Source organism: Kribbella sp. NPDC023855 (genome assembly GCF_040639475.1).
Lineage (GTDB): Bacteria > Actinomycetota > Actinomycetes > Propionibacteriales > Kribbellaceae > Kribbella.
In genome coordinates this window covers 33,212-53,503 of sequence record NZ_JBFAAA010000018.1, presented here as the reverse complement: position 1 = coordinate 53,503, position 20,292 = coordinate 33,212, and the positions used below count along the sequence as shown (strand labels likewise).

The 20,292-nt window shown below is 68.9% G+C and carries 19 protein-coding genes; 11 read left to right on the top strand and 8 right to left on the bottom strand.

From position 1 onward, the window contains the following. Nucleotides 1-44 precede the first annotated feature (44 nt). Entirely contained in the window at nucleotides 45-815 is a 771-nt protein-coding gene (locus AB0F51_RS36905) for an amino acid ABC transporter ATP-binding protein (RefSeq protein WP_360287975.1), read from the bottom strand. A 121-nt stretch (nucleotides 816-936) separates the two neighbouring features. Then, complete coding sequence (locus AB0F51_RS36900) at nucleotides 937-2,484, bottom strand: amidohydrolase family protein (protein ID WP_360287973.1); 1,548 nt, start codon at nucleotides 2,482-2,484, stop codon at nucleotides 937-939. Nucleotides 2,485-2,598: 114 nt separating this feature from the next. Here AB0F51_RS36900 and miaB point away from each other — a divergent pair, with 114 nt between their 5' ends. Beyond that, a complete protein-coding gene (gene miaB / locus AB0F51_RS36895; RefSeq protein ID WP_360287971.1) occupies nucleotides 2,599-4,080 on the top strand; it encodes a tRNA (N6-isopentenyl adenosine(37)-C2)-methylthiotransferase MiaB in 1,482 nt (493 codons plus the stop codon). A gap of 1 nt (nucleotide 4,081) precedes the next feature. Next, entirely contained in the window at nucleotides 4,082-4,795 is a 714-nt protein-coding gene (locus AB0F51_RS36890) for a phosphotransferase (RefSeq protein ID WP_360287969.1), read from the top strand. Here AB0F51_RS36890 and AB0F51_RS36885 read toward each other — a convergent pair. The 4 genes from AB0F51_RS36885 to AB0F51_RS36870 form a co-directional block, all read right to left on the bottom strand. Next, nucleotides 4,785-6,608 carry a LamG-like jellyroll fold domain-containing protein gene (locus tag AB0F51_RS36885; protein WP_360287967.1) on the bottom strand — a complete coding sequence of 608 codons (1,824 nt, stop codon included), beginning with the start codon at nucleotides 6,606-6,608 and terminating at the stop codon, nucleotides 4,785-4,787. The genes AB0F51_RS36890 and AB0F51_RS36885 overlap by 11 nt on opposite strands. A gap of 97 nt (nucleotides 6,609-6,705) precedes the next feature. After that, a complete protein-coding gene (locus AB0F51_RS36880; protein ID WP_360287965.1) occupies nucleotides 6,706-7,158 on the bottom strand; it encodes an NUDIX domain-containing protein in 453 nt (150 codons plus the stop codon). Between the two features lie 84 nt (nucleotides 7,159-7,242). After that, complete coding sequence (locus AB0F51_RS36875) at nucleotides 7,243-7,488, bottom strand: antitoxin (protein ID WP_360288092.1); 246 nt, start codon at nucleotides 7,486-7,488, stop codon at nucleotides 7,243-7,245. A gap of 90 nt (nucleotides 7,489-7,578) precedes the next feature. Continuing rightward, complete coding sequence (locus AB0F51_RS36870; protein ID WP_360287963.1) at nucleotides 7,579-7,803, bottom strand: hypothetical protein; 225 nt, start codon at nucleotides 7,801-7,803, stop codon at nucleotides 7,579-7,581. Between the two features lie 191 nt (nucleotides 7,804-7,994). Between AB0F51_RS36870 and miaA the strand changes: the two genes are divergently transcribed. The 4 genes from miaA to ggt all read left to right on the top strand — a co-directional run bounded on the left by miaA (nucleotide 7,995) and on the right by ggt (nucleotide 12,140). Further along, complete coding sequence (gene miaA, locus AB0F51_RS36865) at nucleotides 7,995-8,969, top strand: tRNA (adenosine(37)-N6)-dimethylallyltransferase MiaA (protein WP_360287961.1); 975 nt, start codon at nucleotides 7,995-7,997, stop codon at nucleotides 8,967-8,969. Then, nucleotides 8,956-9,477, top strand: a complete 522-nt coding sequence (locus AB0F51_RS36860) for a SigE family RNA polymerase sigma factor (RefSeq protein WP_360287960.1) — start codon at nucleotides 8,956-8,958, stop codon at nucleotides 9,475-9,477. Before miaA ends, AB0F51_RS36860 begins: the two co-directional genes overlap by 14 nt. Before the next feature lie 3 nt (nucleotides 9,478-9,480). Then, entirely contained in the window at nucleotides 9,481-10,194 is a 714-nt protein-coding gene (locus AB0F51_RS36855) for a hypothetical protein (protein ID WP_360287958.1), read from the top strand. 86 nt (nucleotides 10,195-10,280) lie between these two features. Continuing rightward, entirely contained in the window at nucleotides 10,281-12,140 is a 1,860-nt protein-coding gene (gene ggt, locus AB0F51_RS36850) for a gamma-glutamyltransferase (protein WP_360287956.1), read from the top strand. Here ggt and AB0F51_RS36845 read toward each other — a convergent pair. Beyond that, on the bottom strand, nucleotides 12,137-12,412 hold the full coding sequence (locus AB0F51_RS36845; RefSeq protein ID WP_360287954.1) for a hypothetical protein: 276 nt from the start codon (nucleotides 12,410-12,412) through the stop codon (nucleotides 12,137-12,139). The two genes, ggt and AB0F51_RS36845, sit on opposite strands and share 4 nt — an antisense overlap. Nucleotides 12,413-12,434: 22 nt before the next feature. Between AB0F51_RS36845 and dapF the strand changes: the two genes are divergently transcribed. From dapF to AB0F51_RS36830, 3 genes are all read left to right on the top strand, one after another. Beyond that, entirely contained in the window at nucleotides 12,435-13,283 is an 849-nt protein-coding gene (gene dapF, locus AB0F51_RS36840) for a diaminopimelate epimerase (RefSeq protein WP_360287952.1), read from the top strand. Between the two features lie 82 nt (nucleotides 13,284-13,365). Continuing rightward, nucleotides 13,366-14,844, top strand: coding sequence for a GTPase HflX (gene hflX / locus AB0F51_RS36835; RefSeq protein WP_360287950.1), 1,479 nt, complete (start codon nucleotides 13,366-13,368; stop codon nucleotides 14,842-14,844). A 69-nt stretch (nucleotides 14,845-14,913) separates the two neighbouring features. After that, nucleotides 14,914-15,744 (top strand): aminoglycoside phosphotransferase family protein, encoded by an 831-nt coding sequence (locus tag AB0F51_RS36830; RefSeq protein ID WP_360287948.1) that lies wholly within the window; start codon nucleotides 14,914-14,916, stop codon nucleotides 15,742-15,744. Nucleotides 15,745-15,808: 64 nt separating this feature from the next. On the opposite strand, the gene AB0F51_RS36825 is transcribed toward AB0F51_RS36830, so the two are convergent. Continuing rightward, complete coding sequence (locus AB0F51_RS36825; protein ID WP_360287946.1) at nucleotides 15,809-18,211, bottom strand: immune inhibitor A domain-containing protein; 2,403 nt, start codon at nucleotides 18,209-18,211, stop codon at nucleotides 15,809-15,811. Between the two features lie 250 nt (nucleotides 18,212-18,461). On the opposite strand from AB0F51_RS36825, the gene AB0F51_RS36820 reads away from it, so the two are divergent. Both AB0F51_RS36820 and AB0F51_RS36815 read left to right on the top strand, forming a co-directional pair. After that, nucleotides 18,462-19,616: a DUF5931 domain-containing protein gene (locus tag AB0F51_RS36820; protein WP_360287944.1), complete on the top strand. Its 1,155-nt coding sequence runs from the start codon at nucleotides 18,462-18,464 to the stop codon at nucleotides 19,614-19,616. Next, the gene (locus AB0F51_RS36815) at nucleotides 19,613-20,248 is read left to right on the top strand and encodes a response regulator transcription factor (protein WP_360287942.1); all 636 of its coding nucleotides are present in this window, start codon (nucleotides 19,613-19,615) and stop codon (nucleotides 20,246-20,248) included. The genes AB0F51_RS36820 and AB0F51_RS36815 overlap by 4 nt, the downstream gene beginning before the upstream one ends. Nucleotides 20,249-20,292 lie beyond the last annotated feature (44 nt).

Sequence of the window (20,292 nt, the reverse complement as noted above, 5' to 3'; positions counted from 1 at the left end):
TTTACTGCTGTTGCGGCCGGCCCGGAAGCCGGCCGGGCGTCTCGTCAGTGCTTGAGGATCTTCCCGAGGAAGTCCTGCGCACGCCGGGAGGTCGGGTTGGTGAAGAAGGTCTCGGGGGTGGCCTCCTCGACGATCTCGCCGTCGGCCATGAACACCACCCGGTTGGCCGCGCTGCGCGCGAACCCCATCTCGTGGGTGACCACGACCATCGTCATGTTCTGCTTGGCCAGGTCGATCATCACCTCGAGGACCTCCTGGATCATCTCCGGGTCGAGTGCCGAGGTCGGCTCGTCGAACAGGATGACCTTCGGTTCCATCGCCAGGGCCCGCGCGATCGCGACCCGCTGCTGCTGACCGCCGGACAGCTGGGCCGGGTACTTCGAGGCCTGGTTGGCCACCCCGACCCGCTCGAGCAGTTCCATCGCCCGCTGCTCGGCGGCCTTGGGGTCGGTCTTGCGGACCTTCAGCGGGCCGAGTGTGACGTTCTGCAGGATCGTCTTGTGCGCGAACAGGTTGAACGACTGGAACACCATGCCGACGTCGGCGCGCAGCCGGGCCAGCGCCTTGCCCTCGCTGGGCAGCGGCTGGCCGTCCAGCGTGATGGTGCCGGAGTCGATCGGCTCGAGCCGGTTGATCGCCCGGCACAGGGTGGACTTGCCCGACCCCGACGGGCCGATCACGACCACGACCTCGCCCCGGTTGATGGACAGGTTGATGTCCTTCAGCACGTGCAGGTCGCCGAAGTGCTTGTTCACACCTGTCAGGGCGACAAGACCTGTGGTCGTCACGGTGTCGACGGCAGAGGTTTCGCTCATGGCGAGAACCTAGCGGAGGCTGGGGGTGACTGCACGGATCCCCGGTTCCACGGTGGTAACGATCTGCTATCTCGCCGAGCAGGCCGTGACCGTGCGGTCACAGTCTGCTCGATGTTGGCCGTTAGTGTCCGGGACGGCCCGTTCCGCAGCAGCCACCTGCAGCCAGACCGGCTGCCGTCGAGGTGCTCTTGACGGCTGCCTCCACGTCGGCGAGCATGCGGTCCCGCACGGCCGGGGAGATGATCCGGCCCCGGGTGACCACGGTGTGGATTCGCCGCGTGTTGGTGATGTCCCGCAACGGATCCCCGTCCAGTACGACGAGGTCGGCGATCTTGCGCGACTCCACCGAGCCCAGGTCGGCGCTCATCCCGAGGAAACGGGCCGGCTCGGCAGTGGCGGAGTACAGGGCCTGCTGGGTGGTGGCGCCGGCCTTGACCAGCAGTTCGAGCTCGTCGTGCAGGGCGAAGCCGGGCACCATGTACGGCGTACCGGTGTCCGTGCCGGCCAGGACGGGCACGCCGTGGGCGAAGAGTTCGCGGACGAAGCGCTGCCGGTACTCCCACATCTGGCGCTGGCGAGAAATCTCCTCGGGGCTCCGGTTGGCCTTGTAGAGCTGCTCGATCACGTACTCGAAGGTGCCCAGCGAGTCCGCGCTCAGGTACTTCAGCGTCGCCGGGTCCGGCGCGGTGTGGTCGGGCAGGTCGAGCACGTTGTGCATGGTCAGGGTGGGGGTGACCCGGGTCCGGTTGCGCCGCAACGTGCCGAAGACGTCGGCTGCGCGGGACCGGCTGAACGTGTTCGCCGCCAGCCACTCGATCGGGTGCATCTGCCGGAACCAGCTGTTGTAGTCGCCGGTCCGGACCGAGATCGCCTGCATCATCCGGCGTACCTCGGACTCCCGGCTCGACACGGCCACGGCGAGCGCGTGGATGTGCTCGATGCTGCGCTGACCGGCGTTGCTGACCTCCTTGACCGAAACCTGGTCCGGTCCGTGGCCGTGCACGGTCAACTGCTGCCGCCGCGCCTCGTCCAGCAGCGCCCGGTACGCCGCTGGGCCCAGTCGCGAGTACACCTTGACGAAGTCCGCACCCTCCTTCTTCACCTGCCGTACCGCGGCCCGCGCGCTCGCCTCGTCCTGGACGACGAGCACGTGGAGCAGGTTCGGATCCCACAGGGTCGGGTCGCCGTCGATGATCTGACTGGCGACGATCATCCGCGGGCCGAGCAACGTGCCGGCCTCGATCCGGTCCCGCCAGTCGTAGACCACCGGGTCCGGCGCGGCCATCTCGCGGACCATGGTCACCCCGTTGGCCAGGCACAGCTGCGGCGTCACGCGCTCGTCACCGAGGGAGTGCAGGTGCATGTCGGCCAGGCCGGGGATGACGAACTTGCCGGGCAGGTGGAGCTCGACGGCGCCGCGCGGTACCGGCAGGTGCCGGCCGACGCCGATGATCCGGTCGCCGCTGATCAGCACGGTCTGGTGCCGATGGCGCCGGCCGTTCGCGACGTCGATGACCGTGACGCCGGTCAGCGCGGTGATCCGGGTCGTGCCGATGGCCGCGAGCGGCTTGACGAACGCCGAGGCGGGCGTTGAGGCGAAGGCGCCACCGGCCACTACTGCGGCTCCGGCGGCGGTACGGGCGAGGAACTGACGACGGGAACTGTTCATGACTCTCACTGTTGTCGACGGCGGGCCCGCGGTCAGGGGTTGCAGCCGCCCTCCAGGGGGTGGAGCTACCTCCACCAAGGACGCGCCGGAACTGACGTACGCTTGGTGGCTGTTATGCGTACCTATGAAGTCCGCACCTATGGGTGCCAGATGAACGTCCACGACTCCGAGCGCCTGCGCGGGCTGCTGGAGGACGCGGGCTATGTCCGTGCGCCCGAGGGGGACCAGGCCGACGTCGTGGTCTTCAACACCTGCGCCGTGCGCGAGAACGCCGACAACAAGCTCTACGGCAACCTCGGGCACCTGGCGCCGGTGAAGGCGAAGAAGCCGGGGATGCAGATCGCCGTCGGCGGCTGCCTGGCGCAGAAGGACAAGGCCACCATCACCAAGAAGGCGCCCTGGGTGGACGTCGTCTTCGGCACCCACAACATCGGCTCGCTGCCGGTGCTGCTGGAGCGGGCCCGGATCGCCGAGGAGTCGCAGGTCGAGATCCTCGAGTCGCTCGACGTCTTCCCGTCCACGCTGCCGACCCGCCGTGAGTCGCCGTACTCCGCCTGGGTGTCGGTCAGTGTCGGCTGCAACAACACCTGCACGTTCTGCATCGTGCCCGCGCTGCGCGGCCGGGAGAAGGACCGCCGGCCCGGTGACGTGCTCGCCGAGGTCGAGGCGCTGGTCGCCGAGGGCGTGCTCGAGGTGACGCTGCTGGGCCAGAACGTGAACTCCTACGGGGTCGAGTTCGGCGACCGGTACGCGTTCTCCAAGCTGCTCCGGGCCTGCGGTGCGATCGAGGGCCTGGAGCGGGTCCGGTTCACCTCGCCGCACCCGCGCGACTTCACCGCGGACGTGATCGAGGCGATGGCCGAGACCCCGAACGTGATGCCGTCGCTGCACATGCCGCTGCAGTCGGGCTCCGACCAGATCCTCAAGACGATGCGCCGGTCCTACCGCCGCGACCGCTACCTGAAGATCATCGACGACGTCCGCGCCGCGATGCCGGACGCCGCGATCACCACCGACATCATCGTCGGCTTCCCCGGTGAGACCGAGGAGGACTTCCAGGGCACGCTCGACGTGGTCCGCCAGGCGCGGTTCGCCGGCGCCTTCACCTTCCAGTACTCGAAGCGGCCCGGTACGCCGGCCGAGTCGATGGAAGACCAGGTGCCGCGTGAGGTCGTTCAGGAGCGCTACGAGCGGCTGGTCGCGCTGCAGGACGACATGGCGTGGGCGGAGAACAAGTTGATCGTCGGCCGTTCCGTCGAGGTGCTGGTCGCCGAGGGGGAGGGGCGCAAGGACGCCGCGACCCACCGCTTGTCCGGCCGCGCCCGCGACAACCGCCTCGTCCACTTCGCGCTGCCCGAAGGAGTCGAGCGGCCCCGGCCGGGCGACATGGCAACCGTCGAGGTCACCTACGCGGCGCCACACCACCTGGTCGCGGACGTCTTCGGCTCAGTACGCCGTACGCGCGCCGGCGACGCCTGGGAACGAGCCCAAGACGCCCCAGCCGCTGTCGGCGCACCCGGCGTCATGCTCGGCATGCCCGCTCTTGGTAAGCCAGCCCCGCTGGAGCCGGCAACCGGCGGCTGCCAGGTCAACTGACTTGGGCTCGACGTCTGATGCGAGCTCCGATGCCGGGGCCGGTTGGCTGATCCCGGAGGGAGCCGAGCCGTTTGCGGCTGGGCGGGATGCGGACGTGTACTCGGTCGATGAGCGCTGGGTACTGCGGCGGTACCGCAACGGGCATCCGGTGCGGGACGAAGCGGAGTACATGCGCTGGGTGGCGAGGTACGACTACCCGGTCCCGGCCGTCCGTCAGGTCGAGGGGCCGGACATGGTGATCGAGCGCCTGACCGGTCCGACCGTCGCCGAAGCCGGGATCGCCGGTGACCTCTCACCCGCGGAACTCGGCCTGATGCACGCCGACCTGCACCGCCGTCTGCACGCCATCCCCGCGCCGAGCGGCACACCGGGTCAGGTCGTCGTCCACGGCGACCTGCACCCCGAGAACGTCATCCTGACCGCTGCCGGCCCGGTCGTCATCGACTGGCGCAACGCGACCGAGGGCACCGCGGAGTTCGACATCGCGATGACCGCGGTCATCTTCGCCCAGGTAGCCCTCGACCCGGCCTTCGCTTCCCTGTCCGGCTTGCTCCGAGAGTCGCTGTCGACCTACCTCGCCAACTCCATCGACCCGACTCCCGGTCTGGACGCCGCCCTCGCCGCACGCGCCGCCAACACCACCCTCACTCCGGCCGAGAAAGCGCTACTCCCGGCTCAGGCCGACCTGATCCGCTCGCACCTGCTCACGCGTTGAGGAACTGCTTGGGGGAGAGGGCGCGGTCGACTATGCGGAGTTCGCCGATGTGGCCGGCGAAGGTCTGCTCGATCGTGTTGGCGTAGTGGTTGGCGCCCAGCAGCCACGGAGCACCGGTGGTCGCGAGCCCGTTCGACCGCGTCGCCGGGTTGCGGAGCAGCTCTGACGAGTCGATGTAGAGCGTCGTACGGCGCCCGTCGTTGACCACCGCGAGATGGAGCCACCGACCCGCGATCTCCTCGTGGCCCCAGTTGGTGAAGGTGTCGTTCTGGTCGAGCGGATAGACAGCCCACTGCAGCTGCCGCCCACCGGAGAATGCGAGATTGACGACCGGCTCCGACGTGTCGCCGCCGGTCTTGCCCGCATCGGCTCCCGTGCCGAGCCGACTGAGCAGCCCCTCCCACGCGTGGTCGAGCCCGTCGTCGGCCAGCTTCACGAAAGCCTCGATGGTGTAGCCCCCTTGAAAGGTGAGCCGGTTCAGCGGTGCGTTGTCGGCCGTCCGCAGGTAGCCACCGCGAGCCGGGTTCTTGCGACCACCGAACACCCAGCTCGCGTGGCCCGGCTGATCCGGGTGGTGCTCGGCGCTGGCCCGGAGGCTGTCGGCGGGGGAGCCGGACAGCAGCACAGGAGTCAGGTCGTTGCCGCGCCCCGAGTGGTCCACGACCCGGGAGCCGACCGGTCCGTCCAGGCGCCAGTAGGCGACGGTCCCCGGGATCACCAGCTCTTGTGCCGGACGAGCCGGCCTCAACGGCTCCGGGGCGAAACCGGCGAAGCGGGCGGTGAAGTCGATCGGCACGCTGAACCGGTCGACATCGCCGGTGAGCTCGATCTCGCCCTCGGCCAGCGGGCTGCGCCGGGCCGGGTTCTGCGCCAGGATCCACGGGTTGATCGTCTCGACGTCGATCGTGTCGCGGGCCAGGTCGAAGTGGTAGAGGCGGACCATCCCGGCACCGCCGTAGTACCGGTCCTGGTAGTTGGTGACGTGCAGGTGGACGTCGTGGCCGGCGGCGTTCGTGCGGACCGTCCGGCCGGACGGCCAGAAGTGGCCGTTGAGGGTGAGGAAGATCTGGTCGTTGCCTTCGACAAGTTGTTTCCAGACCCGGTCGCCGTGCTCGGAGAACCGCGCGACGCCGTCCCCGTCGTCGGCGTGCACGAGATCGTGGATGGTCAGGATCACCGGCAGTCGCGGGTGCTGCGCGATCACCTTCCGGGCCCAGGCGAAGCCCGCATCGGACGGGCGCCAGTCCATTGCCAGGAGCAACCACTGCCGGCCGCCGGCCCGGAACACGTGGTACGAGTTGTACCCGTCCGGCGTCGACCCGCCGTACGTGCTCATCCGCCGGAACCGCTGCGGCCCGAACACCCGCAGGTACGCCGAATCGCCGCGCTGGTCGTCCTTGCTCGCGTCGATGTCGTGGTTGCCGGCCAGCACGCTGTACGGCATCCGGGCCCGGTCCAGTACCGCGAACACCGGGTCGGCCTGCGCGAACTCACTCGCCTGCGCGTTCTCGACCACGTCACCCAGGTGTGCGGTGAAGACGATGTTGTCCACCCCGCGCCGCTCGACCAGGTACTCGAAGGTCGCGGTCAAGGGCGCCGCGTCCCCACGATCGAGATCGAACAGGTACTGCGTGTCCGGTACGACGGCCAGCGTGAACCGCGGATTCTCCGGATCCGGCCGGCCACCGGAGTGAGTACCAGCGGCAGAAGCAGCCGGTACGCCGGTCACCGCGGTTCCGACGGCCGCGCCCGCTCCGAGGACTCCCGCCTGAAGAACCCGCCGCCTGCTCGTGCCGTCGTACTGCGTGCCCATGGTGCCTCCGGCCTCGAACCGCCGGGTGCCTCACCGCCCCGGCGCGTCGTCGGCACTCTAGGCCCGCAACCACCTCGCCCTGTGAACACCAGGAGAACTACCGGAAACCGTGGGCGATCACCGGCGGGATGCTGCCGTCCCGCAGGCCGGTCAGCACCCGCAACTCATGCGGTACGACGGGATCCGGCAGCTCGTCCAGCGAGAACCAGCCGAGCCCGGATGCCTTGCCGGGCTCCATCAGCCGGGGCTCACCCGTCCAGCGGGTGGCGGTGAAGAAGAAGTCGACCCGCTCGTCGATCGGCAGCCCGTTGCCGCCGGTTCGGTGCATCGCGGTGACCGGAGTCAGATCGGCCGGGTCGATCTCCACCCCGACCTCCTCGCGGACCTCGCGGATCGCCGCCGCCAGCACGGACTCGTCCTTCTCGACGTGCCCGGCCGGCACCGCCCAGAAGCCGTCCATGTAGCCGGTGCCGGCCCGGAGCAGCAACAGCACCTGGTCGCCGCGCCGCAAGGCCACATAGGCAGCGGGTATCACCTGAAACCGGTCCATGTCGGCCAACCCTAGGGGTGATCGCCGACAGCAAAGACCGAGGGCCGCAAGGGGGAGTTCCCTTGCGGCCCTCGGGTGTGAAGCTCAGGCGGGCTTGTTCGGGTTGTTCGCGATGTCGTCGTCCTGCCCGTCCAGACCGTCGAGACGGTCCTTGGCGACGTCGACACCCTGGTCGATCTTGTCGCCGTACTTGCCGCCGGTCTTCTCGTCAACGAAGTCGCCGGCCTTGTCGAGTCCTCCGCCGACCTTGTCGCCGTGCTGGTCGACCAGGTCCCCGGCCTTGTCCTTGAGGTCCTCGGCCTTGCCCTTGAACTTGTCGAAGATGCCCATCTCGGGGGCTCCCATTCCTAGCGTAGTGAACTACTTACAGACAGCTAGCGGTGATCTTCCCACCAACGGGGCCCCAGGTGTGGGAGGTGATCAGCTTCCGTCGCCGGTGGTCCCGCCCTCGACGTCGCCACCGCTTTCCACGTCGCCACCCGACTCCACGTCACCGCCGGACTCGACGTCGCCGCCGGAGTCGGTGCCGCCGTCGCCCGGCGCCTCGACGTCGCCGCCGCTGCGCTTGAGTCCTTCGGCCGTGCTGTCGGCCTGGTCAACGGCGTCCTTGGCGGCGTCGGTGCCTTCTTCGAACTGATTCGTCACGGAATGTTCCTCCCGAGTCGGTGCTGCTGCGATGTGTTTCGGCCCCCCGAATCGCCAATGCGGTCCGGACCGTAACTCTTGCCCCTGTTCCTACCGAACTCAGGGGGTCACCACAAGCCCGGCCGGTGTTCTTTGTCCCAGAGTTCACGCCACCCGGCGTCCGGCCCGGGCGGCACTGTCACACTAAGGAGATGGTCGAGTCACTGGTCGTCGCCGTCGTCGGTCCCACGGCGGCCGGGAAGTCCGACCTGTCGGTTGCTTTGTGCAAGCAGTTGCCCGGCGAGGTGGTGAACGCCGACGCGATGCAGGTCTACCGCGGGATGGACGTCGGCACCGCCAAGATCACCCCGGCCGAGCGGGCCGGCGTACCGCACCATCTGCTCGACATCCTGGACGTGACCCAGACCGCCACGGTGGCCGAGTTCCAGGAACTGGCCAGGACCGCAATCGACGACTGCCTGGGACGTCAGGTGACCCCGGTACTGGCCGGCGGGTCGGCGCTCTACGTCCGCGCGATCCTGGACGACTTCGCCTTCCCGGGCACCGACCCCGCAGTACGGGAGCGGTTGGAGGCCGAGCTCGAGGAGCGCGGGTCGGGTGCCCTGCACGCGCGCCTGGCCGAGGTCGATCCCGCCGCGGCCGAGCAGATCCTGCCGAGCAACGGCCGGCGGATCGTGCGCGCGCTCGAGGTCATCGAGATCACCGGCGGCCCGTACGTCGCGACGCTGCCCGAGCATCGCTATGTCTACCCGGGAGCCGTCCAGCTCGGACTCGACGTACCGCGGCCGGTTCTCGACGAGCGGATCGATCGCCGGGTGGACCGGATGTTCGAGCAGGGCTTCGTCGCCGAGGTGGAAGACCTGCTGGGCAAGGGTTTGCTGGAGGGCCGTACGGCGAACCGGGCGCTCGGCTACTCGCAGGTGATCGCGTTGCTGCGCGGCGAGCTGTCCGAGACCGAGGCGCGGGAGCGGACGGCTCAGGCGACCCGCAGGTTCGCCCGGCGGCAGGACTCCTGGTTCCGCAAGGACCCGCGGATCACCTGGCTGCCTTGGGATGCCCCGGATCTGGTGGACCGCGCGTTGTCCGTAGTACGAGGCAACCAAAACGCCCCCGAGAACGTAGTCGAGGTGGAAGCAGGCCTGGGGGCTGTGGATGCGAGGGGGTGACCGGGAGACCGAGTTCCGCGAGTACCTGGTCGCGGATCGCACCAGGCTGATGAGAACGGCGATGCTGCTCACCGCGGGGGATGTGCACACCGCCGAGGATCTGGTCCAGACCGCCTGCACGCGCGTGTACGTGCACTGGCACCGGATCCGGCACGAGGGCGCCGGACCGTATGCGCACCGCATCCTGGTCAACGCCTTCCTGGACGAACGCCGCCGGGCCGGCCGCCACCCTGAGGTGGTGACTGCCGAGACGTTCGAGCCGAGGCTGTCCGAGCAGACGGATCCGGTGGACACGCTGGCCGTCCGCAAGGCGCTGCTGGAGCTCGCGCCGCGGCAGCGGGCCGTCCTGGTGCTGAGGTACTTCGAGGATCTCGACGTGGCCAGTTGCGCCCGGATCCTGGACTGCACCGAGGGCACCGTGAAGAGCCAGACCGCGAAAGCGCTGAAACGACTGAAGGACTTGATGGTCGAGGATCCGGCCACGGATCCCGCGACGGGGAGTAGCTGAGAAGTGGACGACGTGAAGGCTCTGCTGACGGAGTTCGCCGACCGTGCGGTCGACGGCCTGCCGCCGGCGGACATGGATGCGGACGTGGCGCGGGGCCGTCGCGCGCTGCGCCGGATCAGGGCGCGCCGCCGGGTCACCGGCGTGCTGTGCATCGCTGCCGCGACGGCCGCCGTGCTCGCCGTGGGCAACCAGACCAACTGGTGGGACCCAGGCAACGCGCAGGTGGCAGGTGGGTCTGAGGAGACTCCAACGGCAGCCGCCGGATCAGAGCCTGAGGCCGTTGCCACCCCGATGTCCGCCGGCCCGAGCCCGCAGACCGGGGACACCTACACCATGTACTCCGCCGGCGCCGTCTCGCTGGTCGCCAACAAGGAGACCTGGAGCAACATCGACTGCTCGCTCGCCCCGCAAGGCTGGGCCGCGCAACGGGCGACCAGCGGGGACCACGTCCTGCTGATGCCGCCGAACGTGCGGACCGCCGACCTCAAGCCGGGCAGTGGACTGGAGTTGCGGGCTCTGCCGGAGGCACGAAGCCTGGAGGCCACCAGGGCGACCAAGGAGTCCGGGAAGGTGTTCCACTTCGGCACCACGGACGGCCGTGAGGCCGGCCAGGTACTGCTCGGGGAGCGCTGGCTCCTGGTCCAGTTGCCGGCCGGCAACAAGGACTGGAACGAGGAGCTGCTGCGCCGCTTCATGGGGTCCTGCCAGGTCAACTGAGGTTCCTGACGCGCCAGAACTGGCGCAGTCGCCGTTGAGCAGGTAGGCAGGGGCCTGTCCCTGTACGCCGACTCAGCGGAGGACCCGTGACCTCGAAACGCCTGGCCGCCACCCTGACAGCGGGTGCGCTCGTCCTGGCCGGCTTGACCGCGAGCACCGCAACGGCTGCGACCGCCACCCAGAGCGAGACGCAGACCGGTACCCGCGCCCCGCGGCCACCCGCCAAGCACGCCACCGCGATCGGCTTCGGTGGCGCCGTCGCGTCCGTCGACCCCGACGCCACCAACATCGGCCTGTCCGTACTGCGCCGTGGCGGCAACGCCGTCGACGCGGCAGTCGCGACCGCCGCCGCGCTCGGCGTGACCGAGCCGTACTCCGCCGGCATCGGCGGTGGCGGCTACTTCGTCTACTACAGCGCCAAGAACCGCAAGGTCTACACGATCGACGGCCGCGAGACCGCGCCCGCGACGATGCCGAACGACGCCTTCATCAACCCGGCGACGGGCAAGCCGTACACGTTCACGCCCGACCTGGTCACCTCCGGCGTCTCGGTCGGCGTTCCCGGCACGCTGGCGACCTGGGACGCGGCGCTGGCCTCCTGGGGCACGCTGTCGCTGGGCAAGGCGCTGAAGCCGGCCGCCCGGCTGGCCGACCGCGGCTTCGTGGTCGACCAGACCTTCCGCAGCCAGACGCTCGACAACAAGACGCGCTTCTCGGCGATCACGCCGACCGCGAAGCTGTTCCTGCCGAACGGTGACGCGCCCGTCGTCGGGTCGGTCTTCCAGAACAACGAGCTCGCCAAGACCTACGAGCTGATCGCCAAGCAGGGCCCGTCCGCCTTCTACACCGGCCCGCTGGCCAAGGAGATCGAGTCGGCGGTCAAGACTCCGCCGAAGGCTCCGGGCACCACTCTGCCGGTGATGCCCGGCTACCTGACGACGGCCGACCTGGCGAAGTACAAGGTGCTCAGGCAGGATCCGACGAAGGTCCGGTACGACGGCCTCGACGTCTACGGGATGGCGCCGTCCTCCTCGGGCGGTACGACGGTCGGCGAGGCGCTCAACATCCTCACGCCGCAGCAGATCTCGAAGCAGAGCACCCCGCAGGCGTTGCACACCTACCTCGAAGCGTCGGCGCTGTCGTTCGCCGATCGGGCCGCGTACGTCGGCGACCCGGCATTCGTGAACGTGCCGACCAAGGAGCTGCTGTCGAAGGGATTCGGTGCCGAGCGGTCCTGCTTGATCGACCCCGCGAAGGCGGCGGTCAAGCCGGTGAAGGCCGGCTCGCCGGACGGTTCGTACTCCGCTTGTGCTTCCAGCGTCGCGACCGAGGAAAGGCCTGACACGGAAGGCGTGTCGACCACCCACCTGGTCGCCGCGGACAAGTGGGGCAACGTCGTCTCGTACACGCTGACGATCGAGCAGACCGGCGGCAGCGGGATCACCGTTCCGGGCCGTGGCTTCCTGCTGAACAACGAGCTGACCGACTTCTCGACCGTGTACGACCCGGCGGACCCGAACCGGATCCAGCCCGGCAAGCGGCCGCGGTCGTCGATGTCGCCGACGATCGTGCTCAAGCACGGCAAGCCGCTCCTCGCGCTCGGCTCGCCGGGTGGTTCGACGATCATCACCACTGTCCTGCAGACGCTGACCAACCGGCTCGACCGGGGTATGACGCTGCCGGAGGCGGTCGCCGCGCCGCGCGCGTCCCAGCGGAACACGCCGAACGTCACCGCCGAGCAGGCCTTCATCGATGCCTATGACGCCCAGCTGAAGCCCTACGGACACACGCTGGTCAAGGCCGGTGACGCGTTCACGTCGGCCGCGGAGATCGGTGCGGTCGCGGCGCTGGAGGTGCTGCCTGGCGGTGGTTATCTCGCCGCGGCCGAGCCCAAGCGTCGAGGCGGTGGTGCGGCCGGCACGGTCCATCAGGTCTGGCCGCGCTAGCCGCGTTTCAGCCGCTGAGGAGCATCGGGTAGCGGCGGCGGCTCGACCGGCGGTGTCTCGGCATCGCCGGCGTCGAGCCAGCCGTCGTACTCCGCAACGAGCGTCTCCAGTACTGCGCTGTCGGCGCCGGCCGCGATGAGGACCATCCAAGGGTGGTCCTCATCGTCGTCTTCGCCCTGGAACCGGCCGCGCCGTACGACGCCGCCGAGCCGCTCGGCGACCTCTTCCGCGTCCTCCTGCTCCCAGAAGTACGCCACCAGTTCGTCTGCCATGGGCAAACCGTACGATTCCCCCATGAGCACCGGCACCTTTCCCTGGCTGAAGGGGCACGGCACGGAGAACGACTTCGTGTTGCTGCCCGACCCCGACGGGAGCGTGCACGGCGACCTCGACGCCGCCCTGGTCCGCTTCCTCTGCGACCGGTACGCCGGAATCGGCGCCGACGGCGTCCTGCGCGTGATCGAGGGCTCCCAGCAGTCGTACGTCGAGGACGGCGGCGACTGGTTCATGGACTACCGCAACGCCGACGGGTCGGTCGCCGAGATGTGCGGCAACGGCATCCGTGTCTTCGCCCGCTACCTGCAGGAAGCCGGCCTGACCGGTGACAAGCCGGTCCGGGTCGGCACTCGTGCCGGTGTGAAGGAGATCGTCTTCAACGACGACGGCACGATCACGGCCGACATGGGCGAGCCGGGCTTTCCGGGCCCGGCCGGCATCGTGGTGGAGGCCAACGGCCACCAGTGGCCCGCCCTGCACGTCGACATGGGCAACCCGCATGCCGTCGCGTTCGTGGACAGCCTCGCCGAGCCCGGCTGGCTGGTCGAGCAGCCCGGCTGGTCTCCGCTGGAGGCCTTCCCGCACGGCGTGAACGTCGAGTTCGTCGTCCGCAAGGGCCCGAACGAGGTGGAGATGCGGGTCCATGAGCGAGGCGCGGGGGAGACCCGCTCGTGTGGCACCGGCACGTGCGCCGTGGCCGTGGCGTCCGCCCGGGCCGCCCGCCAGAGCCTGCCGGTCACGTACCGGGTCGTAGTACCGGGGGGTGTTGTCTCGGTCACTTGGCGTGAGGACAATCATCTCGAACTGACCGGACCGGCCGTGGTGCACGCTCGTGGGGAGTTCGATCGGGCCTGGCTGCCCGCCTGAGCGGGAATTTGGGGCGGCGCGTGGTCGTTGGAAGGTAAATCGGGTCGCCTGTGGGGGTGAGCCGTGCCACGATGGAAGGTATATGACGACCCATTCGAACGCATACGAAGAGACCGACGTCGACCTCGACCTGATCCAGGACGACGCGCTCGACGACGAGGAGACTTCGTCGGGTTATGACCAGGAGCTGAGCACCGAGGGCCTGGAGCTCGAGGAACGCCAGGCGCTGCGGCGCGTGGTCGGGATGTCGACCGAGCTGACGGACATCAGCGAGGTCGAGTACCGCAAGCTGCTGCTGGAGCGCGTGCTGCTGGTCGGCGTGTGGACCGACGGCAGCGCCGAGGACGCCGAGAACTCGCTGGCCGAGCTGAAGCTGCTCGCCGAGACCGCCGGTTCGGAGGTGCTCGACGGGGTGATCCAGCGCCGCAAGAAGCCGGACGCCGCGACCTTCATCGGTAGCGGCAAGGTGGCCGACCTGCGCAACCTGGTCGCCGCGCTCGGCGCCGACACGGTGATCGCCGACGGTGAGCTCGCGCCCGCCCAGCTGCGCAACCTGGAAGACAAGCTGAAGGTCAAGGTGGTCGACCGGACCGCGCTGATCCTGGACATCTTCGCCCAGCACGCGAAGAGCAAGGAAGGCAAGGCCCAGGTCGAGCTGGCCCAGCTGCAGTACATGAAGCAGCGCCTGCGTGGTTGGGGTGGCAACCTGTCCCGCCAGGCCGGTGGCCGGGTCGGCGCGGCCGGTGGCGGTATCGGTGGTCGTGGTCCTGGTGAAACCAAGATCGAGACCGACCGGCGCCGGATCAACACCAAGATCTCCAAGCTGCGCCGTGAGCTGAAGGACATGAAGGGCACCCGCTCGACGATGCGCCAGGAGCGTCGCCGGCACTCGATCCCGTCGGTCGCGATCGCCGGGTACACGAACGCGGGCAAGTCCTCGCTGCTGAACCGGATGACGAACGCCGGGGTGCTGGTCGAGAACGCGCTGTTCGCGACCCTGGACCCGACGACGCGTCGTACCACGACCTCCGACGGCCGGGTCTACACCTTCACCGACACCGTCGGGTTCGTCCGGCACCTGCCGCACGACATCGTCGAGGCGTTCCGTTCGACGCTGGAGGAGGTCGCGGACGCCGACCTGCTGCTGCACGTGGTGGACGGCTCGCATCCGGATCCGATCGCCCAGATCAACGCGGTCCGCGAGGTGCTCAGCGAGATCGGTGCCTCCGACGTCCCGGAGATCATCGTGATCAACAAGGGCGACGTGGCCGACCCGATGGCGCTGGCGCCGATCCTGCACCGGGAGACCGGCGCGATCGTGGTGTCCGCGCACACCGGCGAAGGCATCGACAAGCTGCGCGCGCTGGTCGAGGCAGCCCTGCCGAGCCCGGACGTCGCCGTCGACCTGCTGCTGCCCTACGACCGGGGCGACCTGATGTCCCGGATCCACTCCGAAGGCGCGGTGGACCAGCTCGAACACACCGCCGACGGCACCAGGCTCACCGCCCGGGTCCACGCGGACCTGGCCGGCGACCTGACCCCGTACGCGGTCACCGCCTGACCCCAGCACGACTGAACAGCCCGGGAACTCGTTGTTCCCGGGCTGTTTCTCTATGACGTGAGGTTCTCTGTGCGATCGAAGGAAACTCAGCAGGCAGTGGCGGCAGCAAGCTCTCTCGTCTCGTCGCTCGGGCTGCAGGTTGATGATGCGGTCATTCTCAACAACTCCAACAAGCTCACCCTGCGGCTGCTGCCCTGTGATGTCTTGGCGCGGGTCGCGCCGAAGCACGAGCAGAATGCCGAGTTCGAGCTCGAGGTGGCTCAGCGGCTCGCCGATGTCGGTAGCCCGGTGGCCGCGCTCGATCCACGGGTCGAGCCGCGGGCCTACGAGCTCGACGGATTCGTGGTCACGCTGTGGACATACTACGAAGCAACTGGTGAGGTTTCGCCGTCCGACTACGCCCGGGCGCTCGAGCAGTTCCATGCCGGCATGCTGAAGGTCGACGTCGGGTCGCCGCGCTTCACCGATCGGGTCGAGGAGGCTCTGCAGAGTCTGGCCGACCGCGACCACACCCCGGACCTCGCCGAAGCGGACCGGGAGCTCCTCAGCAGCACGCTGCGACGCATGACGCGAGCCATCGAGGAGCGGCAGCCGGCCGAGCAGCTCCTGCACGGTGAGCCGCATCCGGGCAACCTGCTCAATGCCGTCGGCGGGCCGGTGTTCATCGATCTGGAAACCTGCTGCCGCGGCCCGGTCGAGTTCGACCTCGCACATGCTCCCGCCGAGGTCAGCGACCACTATCCAGGGGTCGATCGCGACCTGCTCCGCGCGTGCCGGATCCTCATGCTGGCCATCATCACGACGTGGCGCTGGGACCGGGACGACCAGCTCCCGGACGGCCGGCAGTTGGCTGCTCAGTGGATGGGCGAGATGCAAGCAGCGCTGGCCTCGACCAGCTGAGCACAAAGGCCAGCGGCCCCGGGAAACCCCGGGGCCGCTGGTGTGTTCGTCGTACTGAGTCAGATCAGCTGCGCTTGGAGACCTTCACCTTCATGGAGGTGCCGTCGCGCGAGAGGACCTTGATGTTGACTCCGTTGTTCGGCACCTTGACGCCGGCCTGCGGCTGCTCGGCGAACCAGTAGGTCTTGGAGTCGTTGAACGTCGGGACGCCCGCCTGGCCGCGGATGTAGCTGGCCTGGCCGTTCAGGTGCAGCGTGAACGAGTCGGCCTTCTCCAGACCGAACGGAGCGTCGTAGCCACCGACCCGCGGGCGCCAGATGCCACCGTCGAGACGGTTGATCGGGACCGGGTGCGAGTCGACCGGCAGGACCAGGCCCTCACCGGGGTGCTGGTTGGTGTTGTTGTTGCGCTGCGAGGTGTCCCAGTACCAGACCAGCAGGCCGTCCTGGTACGGGAAGTGCTCCACCTTGTCGGGCAGCGTGCTGGCCCAGCCGAAGTTGTACGGGCCGGTCTGCAGGTACTTGTCCTGCGAGACGTAGTTGATGTGCGACGCGAGGTAGTAGTTGTCGTACAGCGTGGTGAGCGTGGAGCCGACCGAGCTGAAGCCGTTCAGCGTCCAGCCCTCCGGCGACGCCTCCGCGCCCGACTCGAGCAGGGTGGTCGCGCCGTTGGTCACCTTGATGTCGTCCGCGTGGAAGCCGAAGCCGCCGGTGTTCGCGTCCGTGGTGTAGCGCAGCTGCAGACCGATCGTCTTGCCGGCGTAGGCCGACAGGTCGAAGGTGGCCGGCTTCCAGCCGTTGCTCTTGCCGTCGATGCCGTTGCCCTCGGCCGGGTTGGTGATCGAGCCGGCGATCGGCTTGTAGCCGGTGCCGTCGTTCACCTCGACGTAGGCGTAGTCACAGGCGGTGGTGTCGCAGTCCTCGATGTCCCAGTTGGCCTGCATCGTCAGGGTCGACGTACCGGCCGGGAGGGCCAGCTGGCGGTTCATCGTGTGGGTGAAGTCGTCGCCCTCACCGCTCCACCAGGACTTGGTGCCGCTGGCCGGCGGCTGCAACGGGCTCTCCACCGACTTCTTCGGCAGCGTCACCACGATGCCCTGGGCCTTGGCCGAGTTGTACTCGTGCGGGCCGAGGTCGATCGTCCGGTCCTGTCCGGCCTTGACGATCTCGTAGTCCAGCCAGCCGAGCTGGAGCTTGTCCCAGGCGCCGAAGTCGGCCGCCTGCTCGCCGATGCCGCCGTCAGTGGCCTTGCCGACCCGGCTCTGCGCCATGATCGTCCACCAGTTGACGCCGTTCTCGATCGCGGGCCCCGAGGTGTCGTAGTGGTCCGGCAGACCGAGGTCGTGGCCGAACTCGTGCGCGAAGACGCTGATCCCGCCGTTCTCCGGCTGGATCGTGTAGTCGCCGACCCACAGGCCGGTGTCGCCGATCTGGGCGCCGCCGACCGGGTTGTTGGCCGGGCCGCCGGGGAAGCCGGCGTACCAGCGGTGCGACCAGATGGCGTCCTCACCCTGCTGGGGGTCACCATCGGCCTGGTCGCCACCGGAGTGGACGATCTGGAAGTGGTCGATGAAGCCGTCCGGCTCGTTGAAGTTGCCGTTGCCGTTGAAGTCGTAACGGTCCCACTGGTCGAACGTCTTCAGCTCGGCGGTGATCTGCGCCGTGGTCCGGCCGGCCGCCTTCTGGTCGGCGACCCACTGGTTCACCGAGTCCTGGACCAGCGCCCAGGTGTTGTTGCAGACGTTGCCGGTGCACGGGTAGCCGTTGGACCGGCCGTAGCGGGCCTCGTTGTACTTGACCTTGACCCAGTCGGTGACCGTGCCGTCGACGCTGTAGCGGCCCGACGACTGCTTCTCGTAGTACTTCTTCACCGAGTTGCCGGAACCGAAGTACATGTCCTGGAAGTGCTGGTGGTTGTAGTCGGCCTGCCAGACGGTGGAGTTGTCCACCGAACGGTCCGGCTGCGGGATCGCGTTGTGCAGCGGTCCCTCGAACGTCGCCGGGCCAGGAATGGCGGGCGCGGTGTCCTTGTCCGGGTAGTTCGGGTGCCGCTCGTTGCCGAACTCGGCGAGCACGACGAAGATCCGGTCGGTCTTCTCGCGGCTCAGCTCGACGTACTGGTCGACCTTGGCCGCGGTGGTGGCGGTCCGCTGACCCTTGGCACCGGCGGTCTTGGTCTTGGTGCCGAGCTTGACCACCGTGCTGGCGCCGCGCTTCTCCGCCTTGGCGGTGCCGTTGAGGACCTTGGTCAGGGCTTCCTGACGCAGCTCACGGCGCTTGTCCTCCAGCGGGCTGGGCAGCTCGTCCGAGGCCGGCGTGGCCTCGTTCGCGGCCGGAGCGGCCGCGTCGGCCGCGGTGGCCGCTGCCTGGCTGGACGAAGCGGCGTTGCCGGCCGACATGTACGTCAGGCCGAACGTCACCGCCAGTGCCAGGCTGAACAGCCCGGCAGATATTTTGCGCTTGCGCACGATTCCCTCCCTGCTACTGAAACTCACGCCGCGCGTGGTGACGCACCGTGGTCATGGCTCCCCCGAGCGTTGACAATTGCCGCGACAGTACGGGGAAATCGGGCGTTGCTGAAGTGGTTCGGGAAAATTTTCCGAGCATCAGCGGGGAATCATTCGCGCACGCAGCGCTGTGTCCATGAGTAAGACCACTCAACACACTGGAGTACGACGACGCAGCGTGCCGGCCGGGCGCGTTGGCACACTGTGCGTCATGGAACCTCTGCGCACCGAAGCCGGCCGGTCACGCGGTGACGCGATCGACCTGATGCTGCCGCTGTGGCGCGCGCTGGTGGTGTTCCGGGCGATCACCTGGGGGTTCGCCTGCTTCGGAGTCTGGAGTCGCTGGGACGGTATCCACCGGCCGTCGGGTGCGGTCATCCAGCTGGCCGTGATGGGGGTGTGGACCGTCATCGTCTCGATCGGCTACAGCCGCCACTGGGGACGCCGCAACACCCGGCTCGCGTTCGCCGACCTGATCGTCACTGTCGGTTGCATGTACCTCACGCTGCTCGCACAGCCGCTGCTCGACATCCGCAGCGGTGCCTCGGTCCTGACCTCGGTCTGGGCGGCCGGTCCGGTGCTCGCGCTGGGCATCTCCCGCGGCCGCGACGGCGGTCTGCTCGGCGCCGCGACGATCAGCCTGGCGCTGCTGTCCCTGCGCGGCGTGGACAACGCGGCCAAGGTGCTCAGCAACGTCCAGCTGCTGCTCGTCGCCGGCCTGGTCGTCGGGTACGCCGCCACCGCGATGCGCCGGGCCACCACCCGGCTGCGCGAGGCGATCGCCGCGGAGAGCGCAACGGCCGAGCGGTTGCGGCTCAGCCGGTCGATCCACGACGGCGTACTGCAGGTGCTCGCCCAGGTGCAGCGCCGCGGTCACGCGATCGGCGGCGAAGCGGTGGAACTTGCGGTGCTCGCGGCCGAGCAGGAGGTTGCCTTGCGCACCTTGATGGCGACCCGGCCGGCCACCGGCGACCGGGGGCGGATCGATCTGTGCATGCTTTTGTTGCCATTGGCAACGCCTCGGGTCGACGTCGTGGTACCGGCCGAGACCGTGCTGCTGCCGACCGCGAAGGCCACCGAACTGGTGGCCGTGGTGAAGGAGGCGTTGAGCAACGTGACCAAGCATGCGGGGCCGCAGGCGCGCGCCTGGGTGGTGGTCGAGGACCTCGGGACCGAGGTGCTGCTGTCGATCCGCGACGATGGAGTCGGAACGACGGTGGACCGGCTCGAGGTGGACCGGGCGGACGGGCACCTGGGGGTCAGCCAGTCGATCCGCGGCCGGATCGCCGACCTCGGCGGCAGCGTGACAGTCCGGACCGCCCCCGGCGAAGGCACCGAATGGGAAATGAAGGTGAGCAAGACATGAGTACGCGCGTGATGATCGTCGACGACCACCCGATGTGGCGGGAAGGCGTTGCGCGGGATCTCGGCAGCCGCGGGTACGACGTCTGCGCGACCGCCTCGGACGTGGCCGGCGCGGTCCGGATCGCGTTGGCGACCAAGCCGGACGTGGTGGTGATGGACCTGCAACTCGGGGACGGCTCCGGAGTGGACGCGACCCGGGAGATCACCGCGGCGCTCCCGGACACGCGGGTGCTCGTCCTGTCGGCCAGCGCCGAGCAGGCCGACGTACTGGCTGCGGTGAAGAACGGTGCCTCGGGGTATTTGGTGAAGTCGGCATCGCTGGACGAGTTCGACGACGCGGTACGGCGTACTGCCGAGGGCGATGCGGTCTTCAGTGCAGGGCTCGCCGGGTTGCTGCTGGGGGAGTACCGGCGGCTGGGGGCTGGGCCAGAGGTGCCGCAGCTGACAGACCGCGAGACGGAGGTACTACGGCTGGTGGCGCGCGGGCTGACCGCTCGCCAGATCGCCACCAGGCTGGTGCTGTCGCACCGGACTGTCGAGAACCACGTACAGAACACCCTGCGCAAGCTGCAGCTCCACAACCGGGCAGAGCTGGTCCGCTACGCGATAGAGAACGGCATAGACGACGAGTAACGCGCGTACGCCGTACCGGTTGGGGCGGAACCGGTACGGCGTAC